Annotated in this window: 24 protein-coding genes, 2 tRNA genes and 1 pseudogene; 7 read left to right on the top strand and 20 right to left on the bottom strand. The window is 62.3% G+C overall.

Features of this window, described 5'->3' with window-relative positions:
- Positions 1–118: pseudogene (locus ACEW8Q_RS12140) on the top strand (IS5/IS1182 family transposase); the annotation flags it as partial.
- Between the two features lie 185 nt (positions 119–303).
- On the opposite strand, the gene dnaE reads toward ACEW8Q_RS12140, so the two are convergent.
- From dnaE to rpoZ, 15 genes are all read right to left on the bottom strand, one after another.
- Entirely contained in the window at positions 304–3,747 is a 3,444-nt protein-coding gene (gene dnaE / locus ACEW8Q_RS12135) for a DNA polymerase III subunit alpha (RefSeq protein ID WP_373504317.1), read from the bottom strand.
- A gap of 30 nt (positions 3,748–3,777) precedes the next feature.
- Entirely contained in the window at positions 3,778–4,836 is a 1,059-nt protein-coding gene (locus ACEW8Q_RS12130) for a histone deacetylase family protein (RefSeq protein ID WP_373504316.1), read from the bottom strand.
- Position 4,837: 1 nt separating this feature from the next.
- Entirely contained in the window at positions 4,838–5,524 is a 687-nt protein-coding gene (locus tag ACEW8Q_RS12125; RefSeq protein ID WP_373504315.1) for an ABC transporter ATP-binding protein, read from the bottom strand.
- Entirely contained in the window at positions 5,521–6,831 is a 1,311-nt protein-coding gene (locus ACEW8Q_RS12120) for a lipoprotein-releasing ABC transporter permease subunit (protein WP_373504314.1), read from the bottom strand. Before ACEW8Q_RS12120 ends, ACEW8Q_RS12125 begins: the two co-directional genes overlap by 4 nt.
- The gene (gene proS, locus ACEW8Q_RS12115) at positions 6,831–8,156 is read right to left on the bottom strand and encodes a proline--tRNA ligase (RefSeq protein WP_373504313.1); all 1,326 of its coding nucleotides are present in this window, start codon (positions 8,154–8,156) and stop codon (positions 6,831–6,833) included. Before proS ends, ACEW8Q_RS12120 begins: the two co-directional genes overlap by 1 nt.
- Before the next feature lie 353 nt (positions 8,157–8,509).
- The gene (locus ACEW8Q_RS12110) at positions 8,510–8,785 is read right to left on the bottom strand and encodes a DUF1467 family protein (RefSeq protein WP_373504312.1); all 276 of its coding nucleotides are present in this window, start codon (positions 8,783–8,785) and stop codon (positions 8,510–8,512) included.
- Positions 8,782–9,186, bottom strand: coding sequence for a methylmalonyl-CoA epimerase (gene mce / locus ACEW8Q_RS12105; RefSeq protein WP_373504311.1), 405 nt, complete (start codon positions 9,184–9,186; stop codon positions 8,782–8,784). The genes ACEW8Q_RS12110 and mce overlap by 4 nt, the downstream gene beginning before the upstream one ends.
- Positions 9,187–9,236: 50 nt before the next feature.
- Positions 9,237–9,959 (bottom strand): DNA repair protein RecO, encoded by a 723-nt coding sequence (recO, locus tag ACEW8Q_RS12100; protein ID WP_373504310.1) that lies wholly within the window; start codon positions 9,957–9,959, stop codon positions 9,237–9,239.
- A gap of 4 nt (positions 9,960–9,963) precedes the next feature.
- Entirely contained in the window at positions 9,964–10,887 is a 924-nt protein-coding gene (era, locus tag ACEW8Q_RS12095; protein ID WP_373504309.1) for a GTPase Era, read from the bottom strand.
- Complete coding sequence (gene rnc / locus ACEW8Q_RS12090; protein WP_373504308.1) at positions 10,884–11,573, bottom strand: ribonuclease III; 690 nt, start codon at positions 11,571–11,573, stop codon at positions 10,884–10,886. The genes era and rnc overlap by 4 nt, the downstream gene beginning before the upstream one ends.
- 5 nt (positions 11,574–11,578) lie before the next feature.
- Positions 11,579–12,394 carry a signal peptidase I gene (lepB, locus tag ACEW8Q_RS12085; RefSeq protein ID WP_373504307.1) on the bottom strand — a complete coding sequence of 272 codons (816 nt, stop codon included), beginning with the start codon at positions 12,392–12,394 and terminating at the stop codon, positions 11,579–11,581.
- A gap of 144 nt (positions 12,395–12,538) precedes the next feature.
- Positions 12,539–12,937 carry a holo-ACP synthase gene (gene acpS / locus ACEW8Q_RS12080; protein ID WP_373504306.1) on the bottom strand — a complete coding sequence of 133 codons (399 nt, stop codon included), beginning with the start codon at positions 12,935–12,937 and terminating at the stop codon, positions 12,539–12,541.
- Positions 12,934–13,518, bottom strand: coding sequence for an orotate phosphoribosyltransferase (gene pyrE, locus ACEW8Q_RS12075; protein WP_373504319.1), 585 nt, complete (start codon positions 13,516–13,518; stop codon positions 12,934–12,936). The genes acpS and pyrE overlap by 4 nt, the downstream gene beginning before the upstream one ends.
- Positions 13,519–13,527: 9 nt before the next feature.
- Complete coding sequence (locus tag ACEW8Q_RS12070) at positions 13,528–15,699, bottom strand: bifunctional (p)ppGpp synthetase/guanosine-3',5'-bis(diphosphate) 3'-pyrophosphohydrolase (RefSeq protein ID WP_373504305.1); 2,172 nt, start codon at positions 15,697–15,699, stop codon at positions 13,528–13,530.
- Positions 15,700–15,768: 69 nt separating this feature from the next.
- Positions 15,769–16,182, bottom strand: coding sequence for a DNA-directed RNA polymerase subunit omega (gene rpoZ, locus ACEW8Q_RS12065; RefSeq protein WP_373504304.1), 414 nt, complete (start codon positions 16,180–16,182; stop codon positions 15,769–15,771).
- 191 nt (positions 16,183–16,373) lie between these two features.
- Here rpoZ and ACEW8Q_RS12060 point away from each other — a divergent pair, with 191 nt between their 5' ends.
- Positions 16,374–16,856: an isoprenylcysteine carboxylmethyltransferase family protein gene (locus ACEW8Q_RS12060; RefSeq protein ID WP_373504303.1), complete on the top strand. Its 483-nt coding sequence runs from the start codon at positions 16,374–16,376 to the stop codon at positions 16,854–16,856.
- 25 nt (positions 16,857–16,881) lie between these two features.
- On the top strand, positions 16,882–17,931 hold the full coding sequence (locus ACEW8Q_RS12055; protein WP_373504302.1) for a hypothetical protein: 1,050 nt from the start codon (positions 16,882–16,884) through the stop codon (positions 17,929–17,931).
- Here ACEW8Q_RS12055 and ACEW8Q_RS12050 read toward each other — a convergent pair.
- Positions 17,904–18,362 carry a GNAT family N-acetyltransferase gene (locus ACEW8Q_RS12050; protein ID WP_373504301.1) on the bottom strand — a complete coding sequence of 153 codons (459 nt, stop codon included), beginning with the start codon at positions 18,360–18,362 and terminating at the stop codon, positions 17,904–17,906. The genes ACEW8Q_RS12055 and ACEW8Q_RS12050 overlap by 28 nt on opposite strands.
- Positions 18,347–19,732 carry a magnesium transporter gene (mgtE, locus tag ACEW8Q_RS12045; protein WP_373504300.1) on the bottom strand — a complete coding sequence of 462 codons (1,386 nt, stop codon included), beginning with the start codon at positions 19,730–19,732 and terminating at the stop codon, positions 18,347–18,349. Before mgtE ends, ACEW8Q_RS12050 begins: the two co-directional genes overlap by 16 nt.
- Before the next feature lie 120 nt (positions 19,733–19,852).
- On the opposite strand from mgtE, the gene ACEW8Q_RS12040 reads away from it, so the two are divergent.
- Positions 19,853–20,686, top strand: a complete 834-nt coding sequence (locus ACEW8Q_RS12040; RefSeq protein WP_373504299.1) for a DUF2066 domain-containing protein — start codon at positions 19,853–19,855, stop codon at positions 20,684–20,686.
- A gap of 108 nt (positions 20,687–20,794) precedes the next feature.
- On the opposite strand, the gene ACEW8Q_RS12035 is transcribed toward ACEW8Q_RS12040, so the two are convergent.
- A complete protein-coding gene (locus tag ACEW8Q_RS12035) occupies positions 20,795–21,004 on the bottom strand; it encodes a cold-shock protein (RefSeq protein WP_373504298.1) in 210 nt (69 codons plus the stop codon).
- 345 nt (positions 21,005–21,349) lie between these two features.
- Here ACEW8Q_RS12035 and ACEW8Q_RS12030 point away from each other — a divergent pair, with 345 nt between their 5' ends.
- Positions 21,350–23,467, top strand: coding sequence for a M13 family metallopeptidase (locus ACEW8Q_RS12030; RefSeq protein WP_373504297.1), 2,118 nt, complete (start codon positions 21,350–21,352; stop codon positions 23,465–23,467).
- Between the two features lie 49 nt (positions 23,468–23,516).
- Here the strand turns inward: ACEW8Q_RS12030 and ACEW8Q_RS12025 are convergent.
- Together ACEW8Q_RS12025 and ACEW8Q_RS12020 are read right to left on the bottom strand one after the other, a co-directional pair.
- Positions 23,517–23,602, bottom strand: a tRNA-Leu gene (locus ACEW8Q_RS12025).
- Positions 23,603–23,737: 135 nt separating this feature from the next.
- Positions 23,738–23,822 (bottom strand) — tRNA-Leu (locus ACEW8Q_RS12020).
- A gap of 193 nt (positions 23,823–24,015) precedes the next feature.
- On the opposite strand from ACEW8Q_RS12020, the gene ACEW8Q_RS12015 reads away from it, so the two are divergent.
- Entirely contained in the window at positions 24,016–24,666 is a 651-nt protein-coding gene (locus ACEW8Q_RS12015; RefSeq protein WP_373504296.1) for a transglutaminase-like cysteine peptidase, read from the top strand.
- A 214-nt stretch (positions 24,667–24,880) separates the two neighbouring features.
- Positions 24,881–25,417 (top strand): DUF4240 domain-containing protein, encoded by a 537-nt coding sequence (locus tag ACEW8Q_RS12010; protein WP_373504295.1) that lies wholly within the window; start codon positions 24,881–24,883, stop codon positions 25,415–25,417.

Here is a 25,417-nt window from a genome sequence, read left to right as displayed (position 1 = left end):
GCTCAATCGCTGCCGAAGGCTGGCCAAAGATTGGGAATGCTTCAACCGAAAAGCCCTCTCCTTTCTGCACCTCGCCTCAATCAGGCTCATGCTCAGGAAACTATGCAACCCAGCATGAACTCTTCGGACAGACACTTAGGTCTTCGCCCCGCGACAGCGGGGAGAAGAAAGGGGCCCGCCGCAAAGCGGTGGGATAGATGAGGGGCAACCGGGCCTTGCTCATTGGAGAAACCCGGTTGCCCCTCTCCTCCCCCAACTTCGTTGGGTCCCCTTCCTCTCCCCTCTGTCGAGGGGCGAGGACATTCATAAATCCTGCACGTCCACCACGCCGGAGATCGCCTTGATCGCGCCCTTGATCTGCGGGGTCACCGTGAACTTGTTGCCGAGCGAGACATGGACCTCGCGGCCCTTGTCCATCATCATCACCAGCCGCACCGGCGCCCGGCCGCCATTGCTCAACCGCGCAGCGATGGACTCGATCGACTTCGCATCGCGCACGAAGATCTCGAGCCCCGTCACCATCTGTGCGGCGGCCTTGTCGAGCATTTCGACGCCCTGAAGCCTGAGCTTCACTTCCTCGCCTTCGACATCCGCCTCAACCCGCGCGATGACCGCGTTGCCGGGTTCGAGGAACTCGCGGCAGGCTGCGAGCGTGTCGGAAAAGCAGATCGACTCGAACTGCCCGGTGGGATCGGAGAAGCCCACGAAGGCAAACTTGTTGCCGGATTTCGAGCGCCGCTCCTGCCGGTGGGTGATGGTGCCCGCAAGCTTCGCGGCGCGGGCACCCTTGGTCAGCGCCTTCTCGTGGAAGGAGGCCCAGGTATCCACACCAAGCTTCTGCAACGGCTTCATGTAATCGTCGAGCGGGTGGCCCGAGAGATAGAAACCCACAGCCTCGAATTCCTGCGCCAGCTTGTCCATCGGCAGCCACGCATCGCGGCGCGGCAGCACCAGATCGTCCGATGAACTCGCCATGCCTCCGAAAAGATCGTTCTGCCCCGCCTGCGCCGCGCTCGCCGCGCGGTTGGCCATGGAGAGGATGGATTCGACCGCGTCCAGCACCTGCGCCCGGTTGGGGTTGAGGCAGTCGAATGCGCCCGCCTTCGCCATGCTCTCCAACGCGCGCTTGTTCAGCATCCGCGCATCGACGCGCTTGGCGAAATCACCGATCGACTTGAACGGCCCGCCCTCCTCGCGCACCTTCACCAGATGCTCGATGGCGCCGCCGCCCACGTTCTTCAGCGCGGCCAGCGAATAGAGGATCGCGCCCTTGGTGACCGCAAAATCCAGTCCGCTCGCATTGACTGAAGGCGGGATCACCTTCACGCCCACGCGCTGCGCCTCGCTGCGGAACAGCATCAGCTTGTCGGTGTTGCCCATGTCGAGCGTCATCGAGGCGGCGATGAATTCGACCGGGTAATTGGCCTTGAGATAGGCCGTCTGGTATGAAACGACCGCGTAGGCCGCCGCGTGCGACTTGTTGAAGCCATAGCCTGCGAATTTCTGCACCAGTTCGAAGATGAAATCGGCCTGGTTGGCATCGACGCCCTTGGCGGTGGCGCCCTTCACGAAGTCCGCCTTCTGGGCGTCCATCTCGGCCTTGATCTTCTTGCCCATGGCGCGGCGCAGAAGGTCGGCCTGTCCCAGCGAATAGCCCGAGAGCACCTGGGCGATCTGCATCACCTGTTCCTGATAGACCATGATGCCATAGGTCTCTTTCAGGATCGGTTCGAGCATCGGGTGCAGATAGTCCGGCTGCTCCTCGCCCTTCTTGCAGGCGATGTAGCGCGGGATGTTGTCCATTGGCCCCGGCCGGTACAGCGCCACGATGGCGATGATGTCCTCGATGCAGTCAGCGCGCATCTTCTTCAGAACGTCGCGCATGCCCGAACTTTCGAGCTGGAACACGCCGACCGTATCGCCGTGGCCCAGCATCTCATAGGTCTTGGGATCGTCGAAGGGCACCTTCTCGATGTCGAAGCCGGGCTCCCGCACGCGGATCAGGTGCTGCGCCTTCTCGATGACGGTGAGCGTCTTGAGGCCGAGGAAGTCGAACTTCACGAGTCCGGCCTTCTCGACATATTTCATGTTGTACTGCGTCGCCGGAATCTCCGAGCGCGGGTCGCGGTAGAGCGGCACCAGTTCTTCGAGCGGCCTGTCGCCGATGACGACGCCCGCCGCATGGGTGGACGCATTGCGGTAGAGGCCTTCGAGCTTCAGCGCAATCTCGAACAGCGTGCGGACGGTCGGGTCCTTGTCGCGCTCCTCCTGCAGCTTGGGCTCGCCGTCGAGCGCCTGTTGCAGGGTGACCGGATTGGCCGGATTGTTGGGGATCAACTTCGAGAGTCGGTCCACCTGGCCATAGGGCATCTGCAGCACGCGGCCCACGTCGCGCGTCACCATGCGGGCCTGCAGCTTGCCGAAGGTGATGATCTGCGCCACGCGGTCCGAGCCGTAGCGCTGCTGCACGTAGGTGATCACTTCACCGCGCCGGTCCTGGCAGAAGTCGATGTCGAAGTCCGGCATCGACACGCGCTCGGGGTTGAGGAAGCGCTCGAACAGCAGGTTGAAGCGGAACGGGTCGAGATCGGTGATGGTGAGCACGTAAGCGACGAGCGAGCCCGCACCCGAGCCACGGCCCGGCCCCACCGGAATGCCCTTCGCCTTCGCCCACTTGATGAAGTCCGACACGATGAGGAAGTAGCCGGGGAACTTCATCGCCGTGATCACGTCGAGTTCGAAGTCGAGCCGCTTGACGTATTCTTCCTCGGAGCGTCCCTCGACCAGCCCGCGCGTGGCGAGGCGGTGGGCGAGGCCCTCGTGCGCCTGCCGCCGCAGTTCCTCCGCCTCATCGCCGTCGGCAAAGCGCGGCAGGATGGGAGCACGCGACTCCACCCGGTAGGCGCAGCGCATGGCGATCTCGATCGTGTTCTCGATGGCCTCCGGAATGTCGGCGAAGAGAGCGGCCATTTCGGACTGGCTCTTGAAATAGTGCTCGGGCGTCAGCCGCCGCCGGTCCTCGGTGATGAGAACCTCGCCCTCCGCGATGCAGATCAGCGCGTCATGCGCGGCATAGTCCGCGGCCTTGGCGAAATAGGCCTCGTTGGTGGCGACCAGCGGAATTTCGAGGCTGTAGGCCAGGTCGATCAGGCCACGCTCGGTATCGCGCTCGGCGGGCAGTCCATGGCGCTGCAGTTCGATATAGAGCCGGTCGCCGAACACGGCCTTGAGGCGCTCAAGCTGCTCGGCGGCAAGCGGCCCTTGTCCCGCGAGAAGTGCATCGTTGATCGGTCCGGCCGGACCACCCGTGAGGCAGATCAGCCCGCCAGAGTGTTCCGCCAGATAGTTCCACTGGATGTGATGCTCGGCATTGTCGGGCGTCGAGAGATAGGCCCGGCTCGACAGCTTCATCAGGTTGCCATAACCCTCCTCGTTCTTGGCGAGGAAGGCGAGCGAGGGGATGCGGCGAAGGCCGCCTGTATGCTTGAGGCCGCCCTCTTTCTGTTCCACGAGGTCTATTTTCAGCGTGCAGCCGATGATGGGCTGGATGCCCTTTTCGGCCATGGCATCGGAAAATTCGAGCGCGCCGAAGAGATTGCCGGTGTCGGTGATCGCCACCGCCGGCATGCCCGCGTCCTTCGCCATCTGGGCGAGCGCCTTGATCTGCAAAGCCCCTTCGGACAGCGAAAAGGCCGAGTGCGTGCGCAGATGCACGAAGGTGACGCGTGTGTTGACCGATTCCGCCATAGGCGCATCATAGCGCCCGGCGGCGTGGGGTTACACCTCCGGCGGCGCCTCATGCACAGGAACCGCATGCGCCCCTTCAAAGGAGGTCAGGAACATCGCGAGGTTGTCGGGCAGGTGCTCCGTCAGGTAGCCGCCCTCCTGCACGATCACTGTCGGCAGGCCCAATGAGGCAACCTGCTCCGCAATCCGCGCGAAGCCGGCTTGCGTGACCGTGCCGCCCTTCAAGGGGTCGGCCTCGTGGGCATCGAGCCCCAGCGCGATCACCAGCACGCCCGGCTTGTAGGCATCGACCTTCGCCAGCGCGAGGTCGAGTGCGGCAAGCCACGGATCGTCGCCGCTGCCGACGGGAAGCGGCAGGTTCAGGTTGAAGCCGCGGCCCTCGCCCTCGCCCTCCTCGTCCGCTCCACCCCAATAGAACGGGTAATAGCTGGCGGGATCGGCATGGAGAGAGACGGTGAGCACATCGGGCCGCGAATAGAAGATCGCCTGCGTGCCATTGCCGTGGTGAACGTCGACATCGAGGATCGCCACCCGGTCATGGACGGAGCGCAGGTGCTGGACGGCAATCGCCGTATTGTTGAGATAGCAGAAGCCACCCGCCCGCTGGACATAGGCATGATGACCCGGCGGACGGCACAAGGCATAGGCCACGGGCTCTCCCTTGAGAACCAGATCGGCCGCCGTCAGCGCCGTCATTGCGGAGGCTGACACCGAGCTCCAGGTCTTCTCGGTGATGGCACAGGAGAAATCCATCATGAACCGCCCAGCCAGCGCCAGCACATGGGTCGGGGTCTGGAGGATGGGAGCCATGGCCCTCAGACTCGGCATTAGATCCGGGCCGGTTCCCTCGATCTTCGACCACTCGTCGAACGAGGTTCTGAGAAAGTTGAGATAGCGCTGGTTGTGAACGGCGCTGATCGTCTCCTCGCCGAAGCGGCGCGATGCGCAGATCTGCGCGCCGGATTGCCTGGCCCCTTCGAGCAGTGCACGCGCCCGGTCCGGGCTTTCGGGATAACCGACGATATTGCCCTTGCTCAGAAACTTGCTCGGCGCGTGGCCAAGCTGGATGGCGGAAAATACTGCCTTCATGTCAGTCCTCGAAAATCCGGCCCTGTTCCAGCCGGGCGATGCGGCTCATGCCCCGGGCGAGTTCATGGTTGTGGGTTGCGACCAGCGCTCCAAGGCCTTCCTCGGAGATAAGCCGCAGAAGCTCCTCGTGGACGCGCGCGGCGGTCGATGGGTCCAGGTTGCCTGTCGGTTCGTCGGCCAGCAGCAGCAATGGCCGATTGGCGAGTGCGCGCGCGATTGCCACGCGCTGCTGTTCGCCGCCCGAGAGTTCGGAAGGCCGATGTTCGATTCTGGGCTCAAGTCCCATCCGCACAAGAAGCTCTCGGGCCCGGTCCGTCGCGGCCTTCTTCGGCGTACCGGCAATGAGTTGCGGAATGACCACGTTCTCGATGGCCGAGAATTCCGGGAGCAGATGATGGAACTGATAGACGAAGCCGATGCCGATGCGCCGGATGCGGGTGCGGGCCGTGTCGTCGAGCGACGCGCAGTTCTGGCCGGCGATCAGCACTTCTCCCGCCGTGGGGGCTTCGAGAAGTCCCGCGATGTGCAGCAGCGACGACTTGCCGGAGCCCGACTGCCCGACCAGGGCCACGATCTCGCCGGGCCTCACAGTGAGGTCCAGGTCCTTGAATATCTCGAGTTTGCCCTTGCCCTCGGCAAAGGAGCGCGCGAGACCGCGCAGTTCGAGCGCTGGCGTCATGCTGGTCATTCGTACCTGAGCGCCTCGACGGGATCGAGCTTGGCGGCCCGCCACGATGGATAGAGAGTTGCCGCAAACGATAGTCCCAGCGCCATCAGCACGATCAGCACGGTCTGCCACGAGTCCATCCGGGCCGGTAGCTGGGCCAGGTAATAGAGCTCCGGGTTGAAGGGATCGACACCCGACACCCACGAGATGAACTGCCGGATGCGTTCCGTGTTGAGGCAGATGAGAAGCCCCACGACGAAGCCGCCAAAGGTTCCTGCCGTGCCGATCGCCGCACCCGTCAGGAAGAACACGCGCTGGATGGTACCGCGAGACGCGCCCATGGTTCGCAGGATCGCGATGTCGCGGCCCTTGTCCTTCACCAGCATGATGAGCCCGGAAATGATGTTCAGTGCGGCAACAAGGATGATCATCGTCAGCACAAGGAACATCACGTTCCGCTCGACGGCCAGCGCGTTGAAGAACGTCATGTTGCGTTCTTTCCAGGTGTTGACCGACATGTTGGCGCCGGCTTCCGCCATCAGTGGCAGGACCAGTTCCTCGACTTCATCGGGCTTTTCGACCATCACCTCGATCTGGCTCACGCCCTCGTCGGTTACGAAATAATCCTGCGCCTCGGACATCGGCATGTAGACGACGTTCTCGTCATAGTCCGACATGCCCACCTTGAAGATTGCCACAATCGGATAATCGCGGATGCGCGGTGCCGTGCCCATCACCGTGTCGGGGCCTTCCGGCGAAATGATCGTCAGACGCGAGCCCAGCCCCAACTGGTGCCGCCAGGCCATGCGTTCGCCGATGGCGATGCCGCCCGAGGCATCGAAACCGACGAAGGAGGCCGTTTCGTCCTGCACGTCCTCCTGCTGCATGGCGGTCCGGAGATTGTCGTTGTTGAGGCTCGGCAGCTTCTGGATGTCGGCTTCCGAAATCCCGCGCACCAGCGCTCCGGTATTGTTGCGGAGGCTCGAGGCCATCGCCTGACCCTCGACCAGGGCCACGACCCGCGTGACGCCCGGAATCTTCGACAGCCGCTCCTGGATTTCCACATAGTTGAGGATCGGGCTGATGTCGGAGTGATAGACGCTGGCATGGCCCTGGAAGCCGAGGATCTTGTCCAGCAACTCACCGCGAAAGCCATTCAGCACCGCCATCACCACGATGAGGGTGGCAACGCCCAGCAGGATCCCCAGGAACGAGAACAGCGAGATCACCGAGATGAAACCCTCGCGGCGGCGCGCACGCAGGTAACGCGCCGCGAGCATCCACTCGAAGGCGGCGAAGGGCTTCGTATCGGTCTGGCTTTTCACCATCAGGAGGTGAAGCGGCCGATGATCTGGTCCAGCGCCACGTTTTCGCGGGCACCCGTCTTGCGGTTCTTCACTTCGGCGATACCGTCCTTCAGGCCGCGCGGTCCGATGATGACCTGCCACGGCAGCCCGATGAGGTCCATGGTGCCGAACTTGGCCCCGGCACGGTCGTCGCGGTCGTCGTAGAGAACGTCAACGCCCTTGGCTTCCAAAGCCTTGTAGATATTCATGCAGGCGGCGTCGGTGTCGGCTTCTCCGGCCTTCAGGTTGATGAGACCGATCTTGAACGGAGCAACCGGCTCCGGCCAGATGATCCCCGCGTCGTCGTGGCTGGCCTCGATGATGCCGCCCACGAGGCGCGACACGCCGATGCCGTAGGAACCGGACTGCACCGTCACCTTCTTGCCGTCCGGCCCCTGCACTTCGCAGCCCATGGGCTCTGAATACTTGGTGCCGAAGAAGAAGATGTGCCCGACCTCGATGCCGCGGCCCGAGAGCCTGCGCTCCGCCGGCACCCGCTTCTCGAATTCCGCAGCGTCGTGCTTCTCGTCGGTCGCGGCATATTTCGAGGTGAAGTCGTTCACTACCCTGGCGACGGCTTCGACATCATCATAGTCGATGTCGAAGGCCGACCAGTCCATGTCGAAGAAATCCTTGTCGAAGAACACGCCGCTTTCGCCCGTTTCGGCAAGGATCAGGAACTCGTGGCTGTCGTCGCCGCCGATCGGTCCCGTCTCGGCGCGCATCGGCACGGCTTTGAGGCCGAGCCTCGCGAAGGTTCTCAGATAGCTCACGAACATCTTGTTGTAGGAATGTTGGCCCGCTTCGCGCGAGAGGTCGAAGGAATACGCGTCCTTCATCAGGAATTCGCGGCCGCGCATCACGCCGAAGCGGGGGCGCACCTCGTCGCGGAACTTCCACTGGATGTGATAGAGGTTGCGCGGCAGATCCTTGTAGCTCTGCACGCCCTGCCGGAAGATGTCGGTGATCATCTCCTCGTTGGTGGGCCCGAACAGCATGTCGCGGTCATGCCGGTCCTTGATGCGGAGCATTTCCTTGCCATAGGCGTCATAACGCCCGGACTTCCGCCACAGGTCGGCGGGTTGGATCGTCGGCATCAGCACCTCGATAGCGCCGGCGCGATTCTGTTCCTCGCGCACGATCTGCTCGATCTTTCGGAGAACCCGGTAGCCCATCGGAAGCCACGAATAGCTCCCCGCCGCCTCCTGACGGATCATCCCCGTCCGCAGCATCAGCTTGTGGGAAACGATCTCCGCTTCCTTGGGGTCGTCACGCAGAATCGGCATGAAGTATTGGGAAAGGCGCATTGGAATCCCTGCTTGCGGAGAATTTGCGCCCTTTTAAGGGAAACCCCCGGGAACTCAAGACAGCGGCCCCGCAATTCGGCATTTCCCCGGAAATGGCGTGCCGCCTTGCCCGGACCAATTGTGTCCGGACTGTGACATTTTTAACTCGACAACGAATCCGGTTGTGCTAGCTTTCGTCACAATAAGAACAAGACCACGGTGTTGCACTCAGGTGGACCCAGGTCTGGGGAGGTAAGTTTCCGGGCGCGCAGTCATGTGCAGCAGCCCCGCCGGTCAGGTCACCGGACGATAAGGAAACACAGTCGTAGAGAAGGCGGGGCCCAAAGCTCCGCCTTTCTTGATTCTTGCGGCACTCACTCCGTCGGCATGTTCTTCAGGAAGGGAATGTCGTCGAAGCCGATCCAGCCATAGGTCATCTGCCCCCAGATCAGCGCGAAGACCACGCCGGCGAGAACCGTGGTGGCCAGCACCTTGCGGACGAGCATCGGATTGACGGGCGCACCCGCCTCGTTGCCCTGCTCCACGCCCACGCCCGTTTCGTTGGCATTCCGCACGCCGAAGGGCAGCACCGCGAACAGGCAGATCCACCAGATGATGAAATAGATGGCGATGGCACTGGGAATGCTCATGCCTGTTCAAGCTCCACCAGTGTTCCGCAGAAGTCCTTGGGGTGCAGGAACAGCACCGGCTTGCCATGTGCCCCAATCTTCGGGTTGCCATCGCCCAGCACCCGCGCGCCCTGCGATTTCAGGTGATCGCGCGCCGCGAGTATGTCTTCGACCTCGTAGCAGACATGATGAATGCCGCCCGAAGGATTCTTGTCGAGGAAAGCCTTGATCGGAGAAGCCTCGCCCAGAGGCTCCAGCAACTCGATCTTGGTATTGGGCAGCATCACGAACACCACCGTCACGCCATGGTCCGGTTCGGCCTGGGGTGCGGACACCTCGGCACCCAGCATGGTCCGGTAGACCTCTGTCCCCTTGGCCAGGTCGGGCACGGCGATGGCCACATGATTGAGTTTTCCGAGCATGGACGGTCTCTCCTCTTCGCGGCGGTGTTTAGAGGCGTGAGCCTGTTGGCTCAATGCGTCCTTTCGGCCAAGGCGCGCATGATCCACTCCTGCTGCTCGGGTATCTGCGCGCCGCGCGGCTCGAAGACGTGGCGGTGAAGAAAGTATCCGGTGATCCGCAACCCGTCGATCACGTCAACGGCACTGGCCGGCACGTTTCCGATGAGGAAGGGCGGAAGCCGGAACAACCTGTCGCGGAAGGGTGCTCCAGCCTCATCGGATACGGCCTTGCCGCTCCGTGGCGAAACATAGGCGAGACGGTCCTTCGCGCCGGTCGCCGCGCATTTCGAAAGGTCGAGGCCAAAACCCAGTTCGTCCAGAAGCCCCAGCTGCCATCGCACCAGCAGTGCTGGCCAGACTTCGTCATGCTCGATGGCATCGAGCACTACCCGCAGCGCCTCGTAGACCCTTCCGTGGGGCTCCCGTTCGGGCAGGAGCTGCGCCAGCCCGGCGAGCGTCGCGAGGCCAGCAAGCCGGAACGGTTCCACCATGATGGCGCCGGCCTTCAGATCAAGCGGCTCCAGCGTGTAGGTCCCGAGTTGCTCTTCAAGCCGTGCACGCCAGACCGCCTGCACCACATTTCCGGCCTGCAGGACCGGCCGCTGCGCGCGTGAACGGCCGCCGCGCACCAGCCCCATGCAGCGGCCATGTCCGGCCGTGAGAATTTCCGCGATGGCGCTCGTCTCGCCATGGCGGCGCACCGACAGGATCACCCCCTCGTCGCGCCATTCCATGGGATCAGACGTCGAGGCCCATCATGCGCAGGCGCTCCTTGTCCTCGGTCCAGTTCTCGCGAACCTTCACGAACAGGAACAGATGCACCTTGCGCTCGAAATATTTTTCCATGTCGGCGCGCGCCAGCTGGTTGATGAGCTTCACCGTCTGGCCGCCCTTGCCCAGCACGATGGCCTTCTGGCTGTCGCGCTGAACATAGATGACCTGGTCGATCTTCACCGACCCGTCCTTGCGCTCTTCCCAGCCTTCGGTTTCGACGGTCGAGGAGTAAGGGAGCTCCTCATGCAGCCGCTCGTAGATCTTCTCGCGCGTCATTTCGGCGGCCATAAAGCGGAGTTGAACGTCCGCCACCTGGTCTTCCGGGTAGAGCCAGGGACCTGGAGGCATGCGCTCGGCTATGGCTTTGCGGAGATCGGCCGTTCCCGAGCCGTTGAGCGCACTGACCATGAAGGTTTTCTCGAAAGGATAGACCTCGTTGAAGGCCGCCGCGGTCTCCATGAGCTTTTCCCGCGGCATCAGGTCGATCTTGTTGATGACGAGCATCGCCTTGGTCTTTGTTGCGCCCAACTGGGCCATGATTTCCCTGGCTTCGTCGGTGACGCCAGGGCGTCCATCGACCAGGTAGACCACGGCGTCTGCGTCGCCTGCGCCGCCCCAAGCATTGTTCACCATGGTCCGGTCGAGCAGGCGCTTCGGCTTGAAGATGCCGGGCGTGTCGACCAGCACGATCTGGGTGTTGCCCTCCATGGCGATGGCGCGGATGCGCGCCCTCGTGGTCTGCACCTTGTGGCTGACGATCGACACCTTGGAGCCGGTGATCTGGTTCACCAGTGTCGACTTGCCGGCATTGGGCGCACCGATGATGGCGCAGAACCCGCTGTGCTTCGGGGGCATTGGCACGGCCTGAGTTTCGGTCTGTTCGGTCATGGCCTTATCCCTTCGCGTTTCAGAAACAGGTCCGCCGCTTCCTGTTCGGCAGCCCGCTTGCTCTTGGCCGTACCTTCCGCGGAAGGCTTGCCCTTGACTTCGACAGATACCACGAACATCGGCTCGTGTTCGGGTCCATCGCGGCTGATGACCCGGTATGCAGGTATCGGCAATGCCCGTGCCAGTGCCCACTCCTGCAGATAGGTCTTGGCATCCTTCGCCGTCACCGAAGGATGGGCCAGCAAGGGCGCCCAGTTCTTCAAGACGAATGATCGCGCCTGATCCAGTCCGCCATCGATGTAGATGGCTGCGATCAAGGCTTCCATCACATCGCCTTGAACAGTCCGGTTCAGGTGCATGCCCTTGGCGCGCTCACTGGCTCCCGTGATGACGATATCGGAGAGCCCGATCCCTTCGCCGGCCTGGGCGCAGGCCTCGCTCCGCACCACCACGCTCAGGATCGAGGACAGTTCGCCCTCGGTCTTTTCAGGATAGGCCCGGAACAGTTCCTCTGCGATGCAAAGACCCAGCACCCGGTCTCCAAGGAATTCCAGACGTTGATAGTCGCCCTTGTGCTTCTGGGTCGAGGGATGTGTCAGCGCCCGCAGCAGAAGCGCAGGATCTTTGAAGCGATAGCCGATCCTTTTGGCAATCTCTTCAATTCGCGCCGGGGTGAAGAGGAGCAAGCGAATCAGATCAAGTTGAAGAAGCGGCTCCAGCGAACCACGAAGGGCCACCGCCACACTTCGAACAGGCTGGCATCAGGTGAGACCGAGAAGAAGATGATGTCGGCACGGCCCACGAAATTCTCGATCGGCACATAGCCCACACGGTTCATGTAGCGCGAGTCCTGCGAGTTGTCGCGATTGTCGCCCATCATGAAATAGTGGCCCTCGGGCACCACGTATTCCTCGGTATTGTCGGCCTCGCCCATCGGTTCCGTATCGAGCACATGATAGGTGACGCCGTTGGGAAGCGTCTCCTGGAACTGCGCGACGGGGGCACTCAAACCCCGCTCGGAGAGGTCCATGAAGTCCTCGATCCGCTCCTTCTTCACGGCCTGGCCATTGATGAAGAGAATGCCGTCGCGCATCTGCACGCGGTCGCCGGGCAATCCGATCACGCGCTTGATGTAGTCGATGTCGGTATCCGTCGGCAGCTTGAATACCGCAACGTCACCGCGCTCCGGCGTATCCGCCAGCACTACGCGGCCGGGGAAATCGATCGGGCAGCAACTTACGAGTTCCTTGCCGAACATGCCAAGCGAGAAGTTGAAGGAATACTTCCCATAGCCATAGGAAAGCTTTGAAACAAAAAGATAATCGCCCACTTTCAACGTCGGGTACATCGACGCGGATGGGATGTTGAAAGGTTGGTAGAAGAAAGTCCTGACGACGAAGGCGATGAGCAACGCCTGGATGATAACCTTTACGGTCTCCCACAAGCCGTCTTCCGACTTACGCCGCGTGTCCTGTGCCGCCGCCATTGTATGGTCTTTCTTGTGCATTCAAGCCAAGCCAATGCTCACTTGGTCCAATACGTCCGGCGTATAGACCTTGATCATATGTGATGCAACGCAACACGCTTCAAGCCAAGGCACTGTGGCGTTTTGGTTACACTTCATTCACCATGCCGTTCATTCACCATGCCGTCAGGCGGGCACGGCCTCGATCATCACGAAGGCATGAGCATAGGGAAAGTCGTCGGTGATGGTGAGATGGATTCGGATCGCGTGGCCGGGCGGCGTCAGCCTGTCGAGACGGTCCTTGGCCCCGCCGGTCAGGATCATGGTGGGCTTGCCTGATGGCTCGTTCACCACACCCAGGTCCTTCCAGAAGACACTGGCCCGGAAGCCGGTGCCCAGGGCTTTGGAACAGGCTTCCTTCGCAGCGAATCGCTTGGCGTAGGACGCCGCCCGCTGTGCCCGCTTCTCTGATTTCCGGATCTCGACCTCGGTAAAGATGCGCTGTACGAAGCGTTCGCCATACTTCTCAAGGGTTTCCTCGATCCGCCGGATGTCGATCACGTCATTGCCGATGCCGACGATCATTTCAGCCCCCGGCTCCCCGGCTTGATGGCGGGAATGGCTTGCAGTTCAGGCGGCAGCTTGTCTGCGGCATAAGCGGGGATGTCGAGCGTGGTCAGGGCTGCGAGCGGCACGCCGATTTCGGCCTTGCCGCCAGAGCGGTCAATGAGGCAGGCGGCACCGACCGTGCTGCCGCCCTCCTCGTTGATGCCGGCGATGCACTCGCGCGACGACAGCCCTGTGGTCACAATGTCTTCGACCATCAGCACCCTGGCGCCCTTGGGAATGGAAAAACCGCGCCGCAGCATGAGCTTGCCATCCACCCGCTCGAAGAACAGCGACGGCACCCCAAGCTGGCGGCCCATCTCATAGCCGACAACCACGCCGCCCATCGCGGGCGAGGCCACCAGATCGATGGGAGACTTCACCAGCGCTTTCACCTTGGCGGCGAGCGAGGCGCAGAGCCGTTCGGCCCGCTTCGGGTCCATCAGCACGCGGGCGCATTGCAGGTAGCGGCTGGAGTGAAGCCCGGAAGAGAGAATGAAATGCCCCTCCAGCAGGGCCCCGGCAGCGCGGAATTCGTCGAGAACTTGGTCGTGGCTCAGCATTGTCCCCTATCCTGTCTTGCGGGTCACGGTGCTCACGGCACTCTTTCCCCGCAAGCCCGTCATGATTTCATTCAGGTGCTTCAAGTCATGGACCTCGAGCGTGATGTCGAGGTCAAAGAAGTCGCGGGCTCCCTCGCGCGCCACCATTTGGAGCGCGTCGATGTTGCCGCCCAGATCACTGATGACCTGCGCCACCTGGGCGAGCGAACCCACCTCGTTGAGGATCGACACCGTGAGCCGCACCGGAAAACGCTGCTCTTCAGCTCCCGTATCCCAGGCGAGGTCGACCCAGCGCTCGGGCTGATTGTCGAACTGTTCCAATGCCTTGGCGAAGATCGGGTAGATGGTGATGCCAACGCCCGGCATGATGATGCCGACGATGCGCTCGCCCGGCACTGCTCCGGTTTCGGGCGATATCCGCAGCGCGGTGGTGCGCGATACGCCGCGCACAGGAATGGAATTGTCGTCGCCATCGGTCTTGCGGCTTGGAGCCTTTCGGCGCAGTTCCTTGAGCTTCGTGTCATCAATCGTAAGACCCATGGCCGTCAGAACGTCGACCGCGGAAAGTTCGCCCCGGCCGATCGCCGCCAGCGCATCTTCCACATTCTTGTGCCCGAGGCGAGGGATTGCGGCCGTAATTTCCTTTTCGACGAAAGCCCGGTCCAGCTTCGCCAGCATTCTCTCAACGATCTCGCGGCCAAGCCCCGCGAATTGCTTGCGTGCGGCGGCCCTGGTTGCACGGCGGATCGCGGCGCGCGCCTTGCCTGTCACCGCAAGCCCTTCCCAAGCCGCCGGCGGGGTCTGCGCTTCGGAACGGATAATGTCGACCTCGTCGCCGTTCTGCAGTTCGGTTACGAGCGGCGCATGGCTGCCATTGACCTTGGCGCCCACGCAACTGTCGCCAACGGACGTGTGGACCGCATAGGCAAAATCGATGGGCGTCGCTCCTCTCGGCAGCGCGATCAGCTTGCCCTTGGGCGTGAAGCAGAACACCTGGTCGTGGAACAGCTCCAGCTTGGTATGCTCCAGGAACTCGCGGGGGCTCTCGCCCTCCTGCAGCATCTCAACGAGATGGCGCAACCATCTGTAGGCATTGGATTCCGCGGCAGGAGCCTTGAACCCGTCGAGCGCCTCCTTGGCGTCTGGCGCGTCCTTGTAGATGGCGTGGGCGGCGACACCCCGCTCGGCGATCTCGTGCATCAGCCGGGTGCGGATCTGCATTTCGACCCGCATGTGGTGGGGCCCGATGACGGTCGTATGGATCGAGCGGTAGTCATTCTGCTTCGGTGTCGAGATATAGTCCTTGAACCGTCCCGGCACGGCCCGGTAGGTGCGGTGGACGATGCCGAGTGCGCGGTAGCACTGGTCCACCGTGCCGACGATGACGCGAAAACCGAAGATGTCGGAGAGTTGCCCGAGCGAGAGCAGCTTCCGCTCCATCTTGCGGAAGATCGAGAAGGGCCGCTTCTCGCGGCCATGAACCTCGGCCTTGATGCCGTTCTCGGCCAGTTTCTGGGTGAGTTCCTGTTCGATGGACTTCAGGATGCCGCCACTCTCGGCATGAAGCTTGGCGAGCCGGTCGAGGATGATCTTGTTGGCTTCCGGGTTCAGCACCTGGAAGGCGATGTCCTCCAGTTCGTCCCTCACCGCCTGCATGCCCATGCGGCCCGCGAGCGGGGCATAGATATCCATCGTCTCCTGTGCGATGCGCACGCGCTTCTCGGGCTTCACATGATGGAGCGTGCGCATGTTGTGGAGCCGGTCCGCCAGCTTCACCAGCAGGACCCGCACATCCTTCGACATGGCGAGCAGAAGTTTCCGGAGGTTTTCAGCCTGCGCAGCCTCCTTGGTGACAAGGTCGAGCTTGGCGATCTTGGTGAGCCCGTCGACCAGAGAGGCAATCTCGGGACCGAATTTTTCCTCGATTTCCTGGTGGGTTGCCTCGGTGTCCTCCACAGTATCGTGAAGCAAGGCTGCGGCGATGGTGGCCGAATCGAGCTTCATTTCCGTGAGGATGGCGGCCACTTCGAGGGGGTGGTTGAAATAGGCCTCTCCGCTCGCCCGCGTCTGGCTGCCGTGCGCCTTCATGGCATAGACATAGGCGCGGTTGAGGAGGTCCTCATCCGCATCCGGATCATACTTGGTGACCCGTTCCACAAGCTCGTATTGGCGCATCATGCAGGCAGCTTACGACAAAAAAGACCGGACTCTAGAAGTCCGGCCTGAAAATTGTTGATGCAAAACGGCTCAGTAGCCGTTGCGCTGGCTTCCGGGGCTCTCGGCCGGGGGCATTCCTTCGAGACCACGGAGAAGGTCTTCCTCGGTCATGCGTTCCATTTCGGGAGCATCCTCGTCGGAGGCCTGGTCATTGACCATGACCATGTCACCCGACTGCTGGATGAGTGGCACTTCCGTCGCTTCCGGCTCGTCCACCTCGACATGCTTCTGCATGGAGTGGATGTATTCCTCGCGGAGGTCTTCCGGAACGATGGTCTCGTCGGCGATCTCGCGGAGCGCAACGACGGGGTTCTTGTCGTTGTCCCGGTCCACGGTGATGGGAGCGCCCTGCGAGACCATGCGGGCGCGATGGGCGGCCAGCAGGACCAGTTCAAACCGGTTAGGGAGCTTGTCGATGCAGTCTTCAACGGTGACGCGCGCCATGGGGCTCGTGCACTCCTCTTGAATTGACGGGAATTTCGGGTTCTTAGAAGGATTTTACGGCCAAATCAAGCCCGGCCTTGACAAATCGGCAATACCTGATCCCGGTCCATGTTGGCGGATCACTTTCTATTTTCCCGTTTGGCCAAGGCTGGAAAGTCCACAAGGCAATGTTTTAAGGCTATGACTTGCGAATGACTTCTGCAACCGAACGCCCCAATACCATTCCATGGCCGCCCCTCATTTACCTGGGCTTCGCAGGTGCGGGCGTAATCTTGCATCAACTGTTGCCGCTCGGCTGGCCTGAAGGTCTACTCCGCATGGTATTGGCGGCGATAGGTCTCTGCCTTGTCTGCGGCGGGCTGGCGCTGGAACTGGTCACCGCCCTCACCTTCCGGCGCCATCGCACCACGATCCTCCCGCACAGGGGCGCAACCGCCCTCATCACCGATGGACCATTCGCCCGATCGCGAAACCCGATCTATGTCGGAAACACGCTGCTGGTGTTGGGCGCAGGCCTTCTCATGGGAGCCGCCTGGCTCATTCCCGCTGCTTTCGCCGCCGCCTTCACCACCCAGAAGCTCGCAATCGAGCGGGAGGAACGCCACCTAAGCGCTCGCTTTGGAAAAGCGTGGGACGACTATGCCGCGCGAACCCCGCGCTGGCTGGCATTCTGACGGCCGGGATGCTAGCGAGCCTGCCATGGCAAAGACATTCTTCCTCCATGCAGGACCGCCCAAGACCGGCTCGACGGCGATTCAGGAATTCTTCCGCGACAATGCCGCAGTCTTCGCCCGTCACGGGCTGTTCCGCCCTCTCACCGGAACAGAGCATCGAAGCCATTATCATTTCGATCTGGTGGAGGCCTTCCGGCCCGGCTCAAGCACCCGGCCTCTCCTTGCCCGGCTGTCACAGGAAATCGAAGCCCATGGCCGTCCGGAGCGCGTCTTCATCTCAGCCGAGCATTTTTCCCACCGGCTTTCGGACCCTGGTTATCTCGCCGCCCTCACCGGCTTCTGCAGCAATCTTGGCTACCGGCTCCATGTCATCGCCTATGCGAGGCCGCACGCGGCATTGCTCAATTCGCTCTATACCCAGAACGTGAAGAGCTGGCGGCCGGTACCGCCCATCGACGCCTTCGTCACCAGGGAAATCCAGTCTGGCCGCCATGACTATCTCCATCACTTCGCTGCGTTGCGAAACCTGAAGGAGGCCGACGTCACGCTCCGTCCCTTCAGCCGGGCGGTCTTGAAGCGCGGCCTCACAGTCGACATCTGCGCGGTCATGGGGCTGGACATGACGGGTGAAACACTGGTCGCCGCCGAGGAGGACAAGAACGCTTCACCCGGGCCCATGACCGTCGCCGCCTTCGAGCGCCTGCGCCGGAGGATCAACAGGGACCACCCGGACCTTTCGCGTGAAGCCCTTGCTCCGCTGACCTGGCCCCTGCTCCGCGCTGCCGGTGCGCTGGGTTGGAACGCCGAGAAATATGGCGGCATCTCGACTGCGGTGCACACCATGATCGAACGGTCCTTTGCGAAATCGAATGCGGAAGTCGCGCGGCTGCATTGGTCAAAGGATTGGGCTGACGTTTTCACGGAAGCCGATCTTTCACCGACGCCCTACAATGTCTTCGACCCTGCCATTGCCAACCCTCCAGCCCGCCGGGCGTTCCGGGACTTCATCGAACAATCGGCGGAAGCCATCGCGGAGATCGCGGCGCTTCACCAGGACCAGGGCCGCCGCAAGTAGCGGAGATAGGGCGAACGCGTGGCGCGCCTGTCGTAAAAGCCCTGCAACCCGGGATCATCAGTATCCACCATCCAGAACACCTGGGAGGCGTTGACGGCGTCGGCATGGGCAAAGATTCCCTCGACAAGCGCTGATCCCGCGCCGCGACCTCGTGCGTCCGGCATCACGAACAGGTCTTGCAGGTAGAGAATGTCCTCGCCCGTCCACGCAAAGAAGGTTCGGCTGACGATGCCGAAGCCCAGTGCCGCGTCGCCATCGAAAGCGAGAAGGCATTCGATGCCGCTTGCCGGTGTCACCATGTTTGTCCAGCTCCGCATGGTGACATCTGCGGGAACCTGCCCGCCCATGTGCCGCTGCCAGTTTTGCCACAAAGCCGACCAAGCCACGCGGTCCGCCTCCGTGGCCAGCCGGACGCTCAGTTCACCAGCCATATGGCCGCCAGTCCCAGAAACGAAAAGAAACCCACGACATCGGTGACCGTGGTGACGAAAGTTCCGGAAGATATCGCTGGATCGATATCGAAATGGTCGAGCGTGATCGGCACAAGGATGCCGGCCAGTGCAGCTGCCAGCAGGTTGATGATCATCGCCGCACCGATGACGAGGCCGAGGCGGTCGGACCCGAACCATGCCCATGCGAAGACGCCCATGATGATGGCGAAGAGAAGCCCGTTGATAAGACCGACCGTGCATTCGCGCATCGACACGCGAAAGGCGTTGAGCGGGCTGAGGCTGCGCGTGGCAAGGGCCCGGACCGCCACCGTCATCGTCTGCGTTCCCGCATTGCCGCCCATCGAGGCCACGATGGGCATCAGGATCGCCAGCGCCACCATCTGTTCCAGCGTTGCGCCGAACAGGGAGATGACCCACGAGGCGAGGATGGCGGTCAGAAGATTGATGAAGAGCCACGCGAAACGGGATTTCGTTGTATCGAAGACATTGCCGGAAATCGTCTCCTCCGAGCCGACGCCGCCCAGATGCAGCATGGTTTCCTCGGCCTCCTCAGAAATCACTTCCACGATGTCGTCAGCCATGAGGGTACCAAGAAGGCGGCCGCTCTCGTCGATGACTGCCGCCGACACGAGATTATATTTCTCGAATTTCCAAGCGACGTCGGCCTGCTCGTCGGTCGCCCGGAACACGGTCTGCTCGGCGTCCATGATGCCGCCGATCTTCTTCTCGCGCGCCGAGCGCATCAGGCGCGACACCGGCACCGTGCCGACGAGATGGAAGCCGGGATCGACGACATAGACTTCAATGAATTCGTCCGGAAGGCCCTTCTCACTGCGGATGAAATCGGTGGCTTCGCCCACTGTCCACACATTCGGAACGGCGACGAACTCCGTCTTCATCAGGCGGCCGGCCGTGTATTCAGGATACTCGAGTCCACGGGCGAGCGCGGCGCGCTCCTCCTTCGGCACCTTCGACAGGATCTCGCGCTGGTCCTCGTCCTCAAGATCCTCGATCAGGTACAGCGCGTCGTCGGTATCGAGCTTCTTGATGGCCGACGCGATGACGTCGTTCGGCAATGCCTCCATCAGCTCGTCGCGGACATCCTCGTCCAGTTCCGCCAGCGCTTCGGGATTGAAGGAGCGCCCCAGCGACGATATGAGCCGGACGCGGTCGGCCTGATCCAGATTTTCGATGACATCGGCAAGGTCCGCCGCGTGAAGATCGCGGGTAAGCGCGCGCAATGCCTTGGGCTCGCCCCCGTCGAGAGCCGAAACAACGCGTGCGATGAAGTCGGGGTTCACCACACCCCATTCGTCATGCGTTCTGACCGCGTCTCCTGGCTCGCTCATGCTGTCTCTCAAACGCATTCCAGCCAGTTGCGCAAGGCGAAAGCGTTTGGCTGGCCCTTCACCGAGAACTCCTTTGGCTTTAGATTTCACCGTGGGATTGGGTGAACGGAGACAGCGCCCATGTTGGTAGCCAGGCTCAGCCGAAGGTCATTGCTCGCCGCCGGTGCAGCACTTCTTGCGCCTCGCGCTGCTTTCGCCGTCTCGTCCACGAAAGCTCTCTACCAGGCGCGCACGATCGTGACCGGCCAGCGTGCCGAGACGCGGATACCGGGACTGGAGCGATGCATTGAGGAGGTGCTCGTCCGTGTCTCCGGCGACCAGCGTGTCGCCGGCCATCCTGATGTGACTGAGTTGGCAAGAACGCCAGAAGCCGCGGTCACACATCTCTATTACCGCGACCTCTACGCCTTCCGTCCGATCCGAGACGAACAGGGCACGCGCGACCGCCCCTACGAGATGACCGCCGAATACGACCCTGCGAAGATCGACATGATGCTGGCATCATTGGGTTCAAGACCCTGGCTTGCCGACAGGGCGCGGCTCGTGGTCTTCCTGGCGGCCAGGCACATCGGGAGCAGCTACATCCTCGACTCCGTCATCGACATGGGCACGCTGCAGCGCGAATCCTTCGCGGATGCATCGTGGAAATACGCCATGGATGTGGTCATTCCCTCACGCGCGACGCTGGACCGGGCGGAACTCACTTTCGGCAACCTTCCCCAGACACCGCTCAAGGACCTCGCGAAGCTCGTCGACTCATCGGTTGGCCAGATTCCTCTCGCCGGGACGCTGAGCTGGGATCGGGACCTGCTCGGCTGGGTTGCCGGGTGGCGGATGGCGGCGGGCGGCAAGGAACACAGCTGGGGAATCGGTGGCGTGAACTTCGATGCCGCATTCCGCAATGCCGTCGGCGGAGCGGCTCAAATCCTGTCCGGAAACGGCGCGCCTGCATGAAGCAGAACGCCGCGCCCCTGGCGCAAGGACGCGGCCCTCTCGTCGTCTGCTCACCGCCTGGCGGCGCCGGCCCAGTCCGGGGACGGCCCGCAAGCGCTGGACTGTCTGCTATTCCGCGCGGAGCTGGTCGGCGGAGGCCTTGCCGCTCCGCCGGTCAGTCACAATCTCATAGGAGACCTTCTGTCCGTCCTTCAGGCCTGCGAGCCCTGCGCGTTCGACTGCGCTGATATGGACGAACACATCGGGTCCACCCGCCGAGGGCTGGATGAAACCATAGCCCTTCTGGGCGTTGAACCACTTCACCGTACCTGTCTGCACGAGACTTCCTTTCGGGACCGCCTGAGCGGCGTGCCCCGGGCACAGCGCCTCTCATTTCTGCCGGTAATGCTGATTGTCGTGAGCACCTGCAAATTGAAGACTGGCCTTGAACTGGCCGGCGTCCGTCCGCTCTGCATCTGGCACGCCCTCCCCGAACTGCAAGCTATGCCAGCGCGAAACGCATGACTCTGGCTATGGTTCCCGCCGTCTTCTAAAAAAAATCTCTTGTTGCCTCCCGAGGCATCAAAACGCCATGACTGACAGTGGTGCGAGAGGTAGGCCAGCGCAACGGACAACTTTCCGGTGTGCGCCCAATCTTCGGAACGCGGCGTCAAGGAGAGCATCATGTTTGGGATTGCCAAAGAGGGAATATCTCCGCGTGTACCGAGATGGTGGGCACTCAGGGCTGCGACGGCTGCTCTTGCACTTGGTATCGGGCACCAGGCCATTGCGCAGGAGGCGGTCGGATTAGCCGTTGTCGGCTCCGACCAGATGGCCTTCAGCCGCGAGAACATGGATCCGAACGTCTCCCCCGCTCGGGATTTCTACAGGTATGCCGCAGGCGGCTGGCTGGACCGGGTCAAACGGCCCGAGCGTCACGGCAGTTACGGCTTCTTTGAAATCGTGGCAGATCGGGTCGAGGAGCAGATGCGGCAGGTATTGAAGCAGGCCGCCATGGACGCAAAGACCGCATCCAAGGGAAGCCCCGCGCAACAGGTCGGCACGTTCTATAATGCCTACATGAATGTGGATGCGCGGAACGCCGCCGGACTGGCGCCGATCAAGCCCTATCTGGAAAGCGCCTCGGCCATTCAGGACATAAATGGTCTTGTGCGATTCATGGCGCAGATGGCCGAGGTCGGTGGCCCGACCCTCTTCCTCAATGTCGGGCCCGATGTCGATTTCATGGATAACACCAGAAATGTCATGTTCATCGGCGGGGGCGCGCTGGGCCTTTCCAACATCATGGAAGACGTCTTCGAAGAACCCGACGGCAGCCCACGGATTTCCGGCTACCGCACGTTCCTGATCGAGACCTTGAAGGTGGCCGGCACGCCGGACGCCGAAGCCGCCCGCATCGCCGATCTGTCGATCGCGATCGATCGCAAGCTTCACGCAGCCAAGCTGCCCCCTGTCGAGGCCAACGACCCGAGCGTCGCCTATAACCAGACAACGCTTCCTGCGCTGCAGACCCAGATCCCGCAGCTCGACCTGCAACTCCTGCTGAAGACGCTGGACTTCCCCGTGCCCGATCGGGTCATCCTCACGGAACCCCGATATCTGCCGGTCCTCTCTGGCCTTCTGGCCGAGCGTTCGATCAAGGACATCCGTGACTACGCAAGGCTGCGGGTCATTCTGGCATTCTCATCCTATCTCGGCACGGGCTTCGACAAGCCGCTCATGATCCTCAGCCAGGCGCTGGTCGGCGTCGGCGTCCTGCCTCCCATGGAGGAGCGCGCCCTCGACCAGATCAAGGCGGCGCTTGGGCAGCCCGTCAGCAGGCTTTACGTCGACAACTTCTTCAGCGGGGAAACGCGGCAGAAGGCCGCCGAGATGGTTGGCCTGATCAAGGGCGCCTTCGCCGAGCGCATGCCCGGGCGGGCCTGGCTCTCGGACCAGACGCGCGCTGCGGCCATCGAGAAACTCGACAAGCTGTCCTACAAGATCGGTTCTCCCGAGGAGTGGGTCGACTACTCGCAAGTCGACGTGACGGATGATCTGGTCGCCACCGTGGCCGCGATCTCACGCTTCAACACCGAGCGCCAACGCAAGAAGTTCGGCCAGCCGGCGGAGCACGAGTATTTCAATACGCCGGATACCCTGCCCATGGTCGTCAATGCCGGGTACAATCCGCTGGTCAATGGCTTCGAGGTCCCCGCGGCCATCATTCAGGCCCCCATGTTCGACGCCGCGCTGGACCCCGCCCTCAATTTCTGCCGCATGGGCGCTGTTCTGGGCCATGAGATGACTCACGGCTTCGACTGGACGGGCAAGCAATTCGACCAAGACGGAAACATGAAGAACTGGTGGCAGCCCTCGGATGGCGAAGCCTTCGATGCTCTGGCGCAGAAGCTCATCACGCAGGCAAACCAGTATGAGGTGTTGCCCGGCTTCATGAACGGCAGCGGCGCGCAGCAGGTCGGCGAGAACATGGCCGATCTGGGCGGAATCACCCTCGCCCGTGCCGCGCTCCGCACCTATCTCGCAAAGCACCCCGACGAAGATGTCGTGATCGATGGCCTGACACAGGACCAAAGGTGCTTTCTGGCCTGGACACAGATCTGGGCCTGGAAGGGCAAGGACGAGCTCTTGCGGTCGCAGGTCGCCCGCGATGCCCATCCGCCCAATGCCTATCGCGCCGTGGCCCCGCTCCTGCATCTTGATGCGTTCTACGAGGCTTTCGGAATCAAGGAAGGCGACCCGATGTGGCTCGATCCCGCGAGGCGAGTCGAGGCCTGGTGAGGCTGTTCTCCAGACACGCCTGACCAGGACGGCGGCGACGCCGAGGAACTGGTGCGGGCGGTGGGACTCGAACCCACACTTCCATACGGAAAACGGATTTTAAGTCCGTTGCGTCTACCATTCCGCCACGCCCGCGAGCCGCCAGACGTGTCTACACGCAGCGGCCCAAGCGTGCCACAGCCACGTCGCCTTCCGCCGCAATTCATGACAACAAAAAGGCAGCCAGTCTGACCTGCTGCCCGTTCTTGAACTGATAACTATCCGGAGGATTGGTGCGGCCAAGAGGACTCGAACCTCCACGATGTTACTCGCTACCACCTCAAGGTAGTGCGTCTACCAATTCCGCCATGGCCGCACGCCATTTCATTGGTGGCGCGGTGTCTAACAGGCGTTCCCCCATTAATCAACCCCCTTGGAGAGGCTCTTTTCGAGCCCGGCATGGTGAATCCATTGCTAACCGAACCCCGCCATTTTGGGGGTGCGCCTGAACCCCGTCTCAAAGCCTCTTAGCTATTGTGGCCATAATAAGAAATCGGATGGGGCGTAACATGAAGATCAGGACCGCTGTGGGGGCGGCACTTCTCGGACTTCTGCTGGGATCGCAGGTGGCAGGTGCCACCGGCAACTCCGGCGAGGTTCGCAACAAGGAGCCGAGGACCCAATTCGCCACGACCTATGGCAAGGCACTTCCGCCGGTCGGTTTCGTGAACTTCTGCGCGCGGAACCCTGAGAACTGCAAGACGGGCGGCCCCAGCCGCGCAGTGAAGCTGGCGATGTCGCCGGAGCGCTGGAACCTGATCTACCAGGTCAACACCTACGTGAACGGCAAGGTTGCTCCGGTGAGCGACGAGGATCTCTACGGTGAGCCCGAGTTCTGGGCTTACCCCACCGATGCGGGCGACTGCGAGGACTACGTGCTGATGAAGCAGCGCTTCCTCGAGGGACTTGGCTTTGCCCGCGCGGCGCTGCTGATCACGGTGGTGCTGGACGAGAAGAACGAAGGCCATGCCGTGCTGACGGTGACGACGGATGAGGGCGACTTCGTTCTCGACAACCGCCGCAACGAAATCCGCCGCTGGCGCGATCTCGACTACACGTTCCTGAAGCGGCAGTCCCCGCGCGATCCGCGCGCCTGGGTATCGCTGGTCAAGGACAAGACGATCGCAAACGGCATTCTGGCCGGCGGCACGGACAGGTAACAAGGGCCGGGCGACCGCGCCCGGAGCAAAGAGTTCAGGAGAGTTTGGCCCGGTCGGCGTCCCCTCCCCATCCCCCACCAGACCGGGCTTCTAGGAGCCGGCACAGCCCCACCCTGTGCCGGCTCCACCCTTTTTTGCGGACGCACAAGGCAAGGCCTTGACCAAGCCACCGGCTTCGCGAAACCTGTGTCTTCCCAAACAGGCGGCGAACATCATGGACACGGCACAATTCTGGTCGCTCATCGACCGAACGACGTCCTTCAAGGATCAGGACGGACAGCTCGAGGCTCTCGACAGCTTGCTCGATCGCCTGCCGCCTGACGGGATCGGGGACTTCGAGCGGGCATTCCAGCATGAGCTTGCGCGGACGCGAACCTGGGATCTGTGGGGCGCCTATGCCGTCATCCATGGCGGCTCGGTCGAAGAGGGTTTCGAGTATTTCCAGCGCTGGCTGATCTCCAGGGGCCGCGACGTGTTCGAGTTCGTCCTGACCGACGCCGATGAACTGGCCGACATCATCCCGGAAGGAACGGACGAGCCCTGCGAGTTCGAGGAGTTCAGCCTGGTCGCCACCGATGTCTGGGCGCGGAAGACTGGGAACGACCCGCTGGACGATCCGTCGGGCCCCCTCAATCCCGGCCGCAAGGGGCCAGCAAAGCTCGCGGGAACGCCCGTGAAGGAAACCCCGGCGCATCTGTCCAGGCGCTATCCGCGACTGTGGGAGAGATTTGGCGACGAGCCGCTCGGCTGA

Source organism: Aestuariivirga sp. (genome assembly GCF_041738905.1).
GTDB lineage: Bacteria > Pseudomonadota > Alphaproteobacteria > Rhizobiales > Aestuariivirgaceae > Aestuariivirga.
Note: the sequence above shows the minus strand (reverse complement) of the source record. Positions and strands in the feature narration are given on the sequence as shown.

What these genes read in the sequence shown, in the direction of transcription:
- dnaE (WP_373504317.1), bottom strand. Translation starts at nt 3,747, where the DNA reads ATGGCGGAATCGGTCAACACACGCGTCACCTTCGTGCATCTGCGCACG.
- ACEW8Q_RS12130 (WP_373504316.1), bottom strand. Translation starts at nt 4,836, where the DNA reads ATGAAGGCAGTATTTTCCGCCATCCAGCTTGGCCACGCGCCGAGCAAG.
- ACEW8Q_RS12125 (WP_373504315.1), bottom strand. Translation starts at nt 5,524, where the DNA reads ATGACCAGCATGACGCCAGCGCTCGAACTGCGCGGTCTCGCGCGCTCC.
- ACEW8Q_RS12120 (WP_373504314.1), bottom strand. Translation starts at nt 6,831, where the DNA reads ATGGTGAAAAGCCAGACCGATACGAAGCCCTTCGCCGCCTTCGAGTGG.
- proS (WP_373504313.1), bottom strand. Translation starts at nt 8,156, where the DNA reads ATGCGCCTTTCCCAATACTTCATGCCGATTCTGCGTGACGACCCCAAG.
- ACEW8Q_RS12110 (WP_373504312.1), bottom strand. Translation starts at nt 8,785, where the DNA reads ATGAGCATTCCCAGTGCCATCGCCATCTATTTCATCATCTGGTGGATC.
- mce (WP_373504311.1), bottom strand. Translation starts at nt 9,186, where the DNA reads ATGCTCGGAAAACTCAATCATGTGGCCATCGCCGTGCCCGACCTGGCC.
- recO (WP_373504310.1), bottom strand. Translation starts at nt 9,959, where the DNA reads ATGGAATGGCGCGACGAGGGGGTGATCCTGTCGGTGCGCCGCCATGGC.
- era (WP_373504309.1), bottom strand. Translation starts at nt 10,887, where the DNA reads ATGACCGAACAGACCGAAACTCAGGCCGTGCCAATGCCCCCGAAGCAC.
- lepB (WP_373504307.1), bottom strand. Translation starts at nt 12,394, where the DNA reads ATGCACAAGAAAGACCATACAATGGCGGCGGCACAGGACACGCGGCGT.
- acpS (WP_373504306.1), bottom strand. Translation starts at nt 12,937, where the DNA reads ATGATCGTCGGCATCGGCAATGACGTGATCGACATCCGGCGGATCGAG.
- ACEW8Q_RS12070 (WP_373504305.1), bottom strand. Translation starts at nt 15,699, where the DNA reads ATGATGCGCCAATACGAGCTTGTGGAACGGGTCACCAAGTATGATCCG.
- rpoZ (WP_373504304.1), bottom strand. Translation starts at nt 16,182, where the DNA reads ATGGCGCGCGTCACCGTTGAAGACTGCATCGACAAGCTCCCTAACCGG.
- ACEW8Q_RS12060 (WP_373504303.1), top strand. Translation starts at nt 16,374, where the DNA reads ATGACTTCTGCAACCGAACGCCCCAATACCATTCCATGGCCGCCCCTC.
- ACEW8Q_RS12055 (WP_373504302.1), top strand. Translation starts at nt 16,882, where the DNA reads ATGGCAAAGACATTCTTCCTCCATGCAGGACCGCCCAAGACCGGCTCG.
- ACEW8Q_RS12050 (WP_373504301.1), bottom strand. Translation starts at nt 18,362, where the DNA reads ATGGCTGGTGAACTGAGCGTCCGGCTGGCCACGGAGGCGGACCGCGTG.
- mgtE (WP_373504300.1), bottom strand. Translation starts at nt 19,732, where the DNA reads ATGAGCGAGCCAGGAGACGCGGTCAGAACGCATGACGAATGGGGTGTG.
- ACEW8Q_RS12040 (WP_373504299.1), top strand. Translation starts at nt 19,853, where the DNA reads ATGTTGGTAGCCAGGCTCAGCCGAAGGTCATTGCTCGCCGCCGGTGCA.
- ACEW8Q_RS12030 (WP_373504297.1), top strand. Translation starts at nt 21,350, where the DNA reads ATGTTTGGGATTGCCAAAGAGGGAATATCTCCGCGTGTACCGAGATGG.
- ACEW8Q_RS12015 (WP_373504296.1), top strand. Translation starts at nt 24,016, where the DNA reads ATGAAGATCAGGACCGCTGTGGGGGCGGCACTTCTCGGACTTCTGCTG.
- ACEW8Q_RS12010 (WP_373504295.1), top strand. Translation starts at nt 24,881, where the DNA reads ATGGACACGGCACAATTCTGGTCGCTCATCGACCGAACGACGTCCTTC.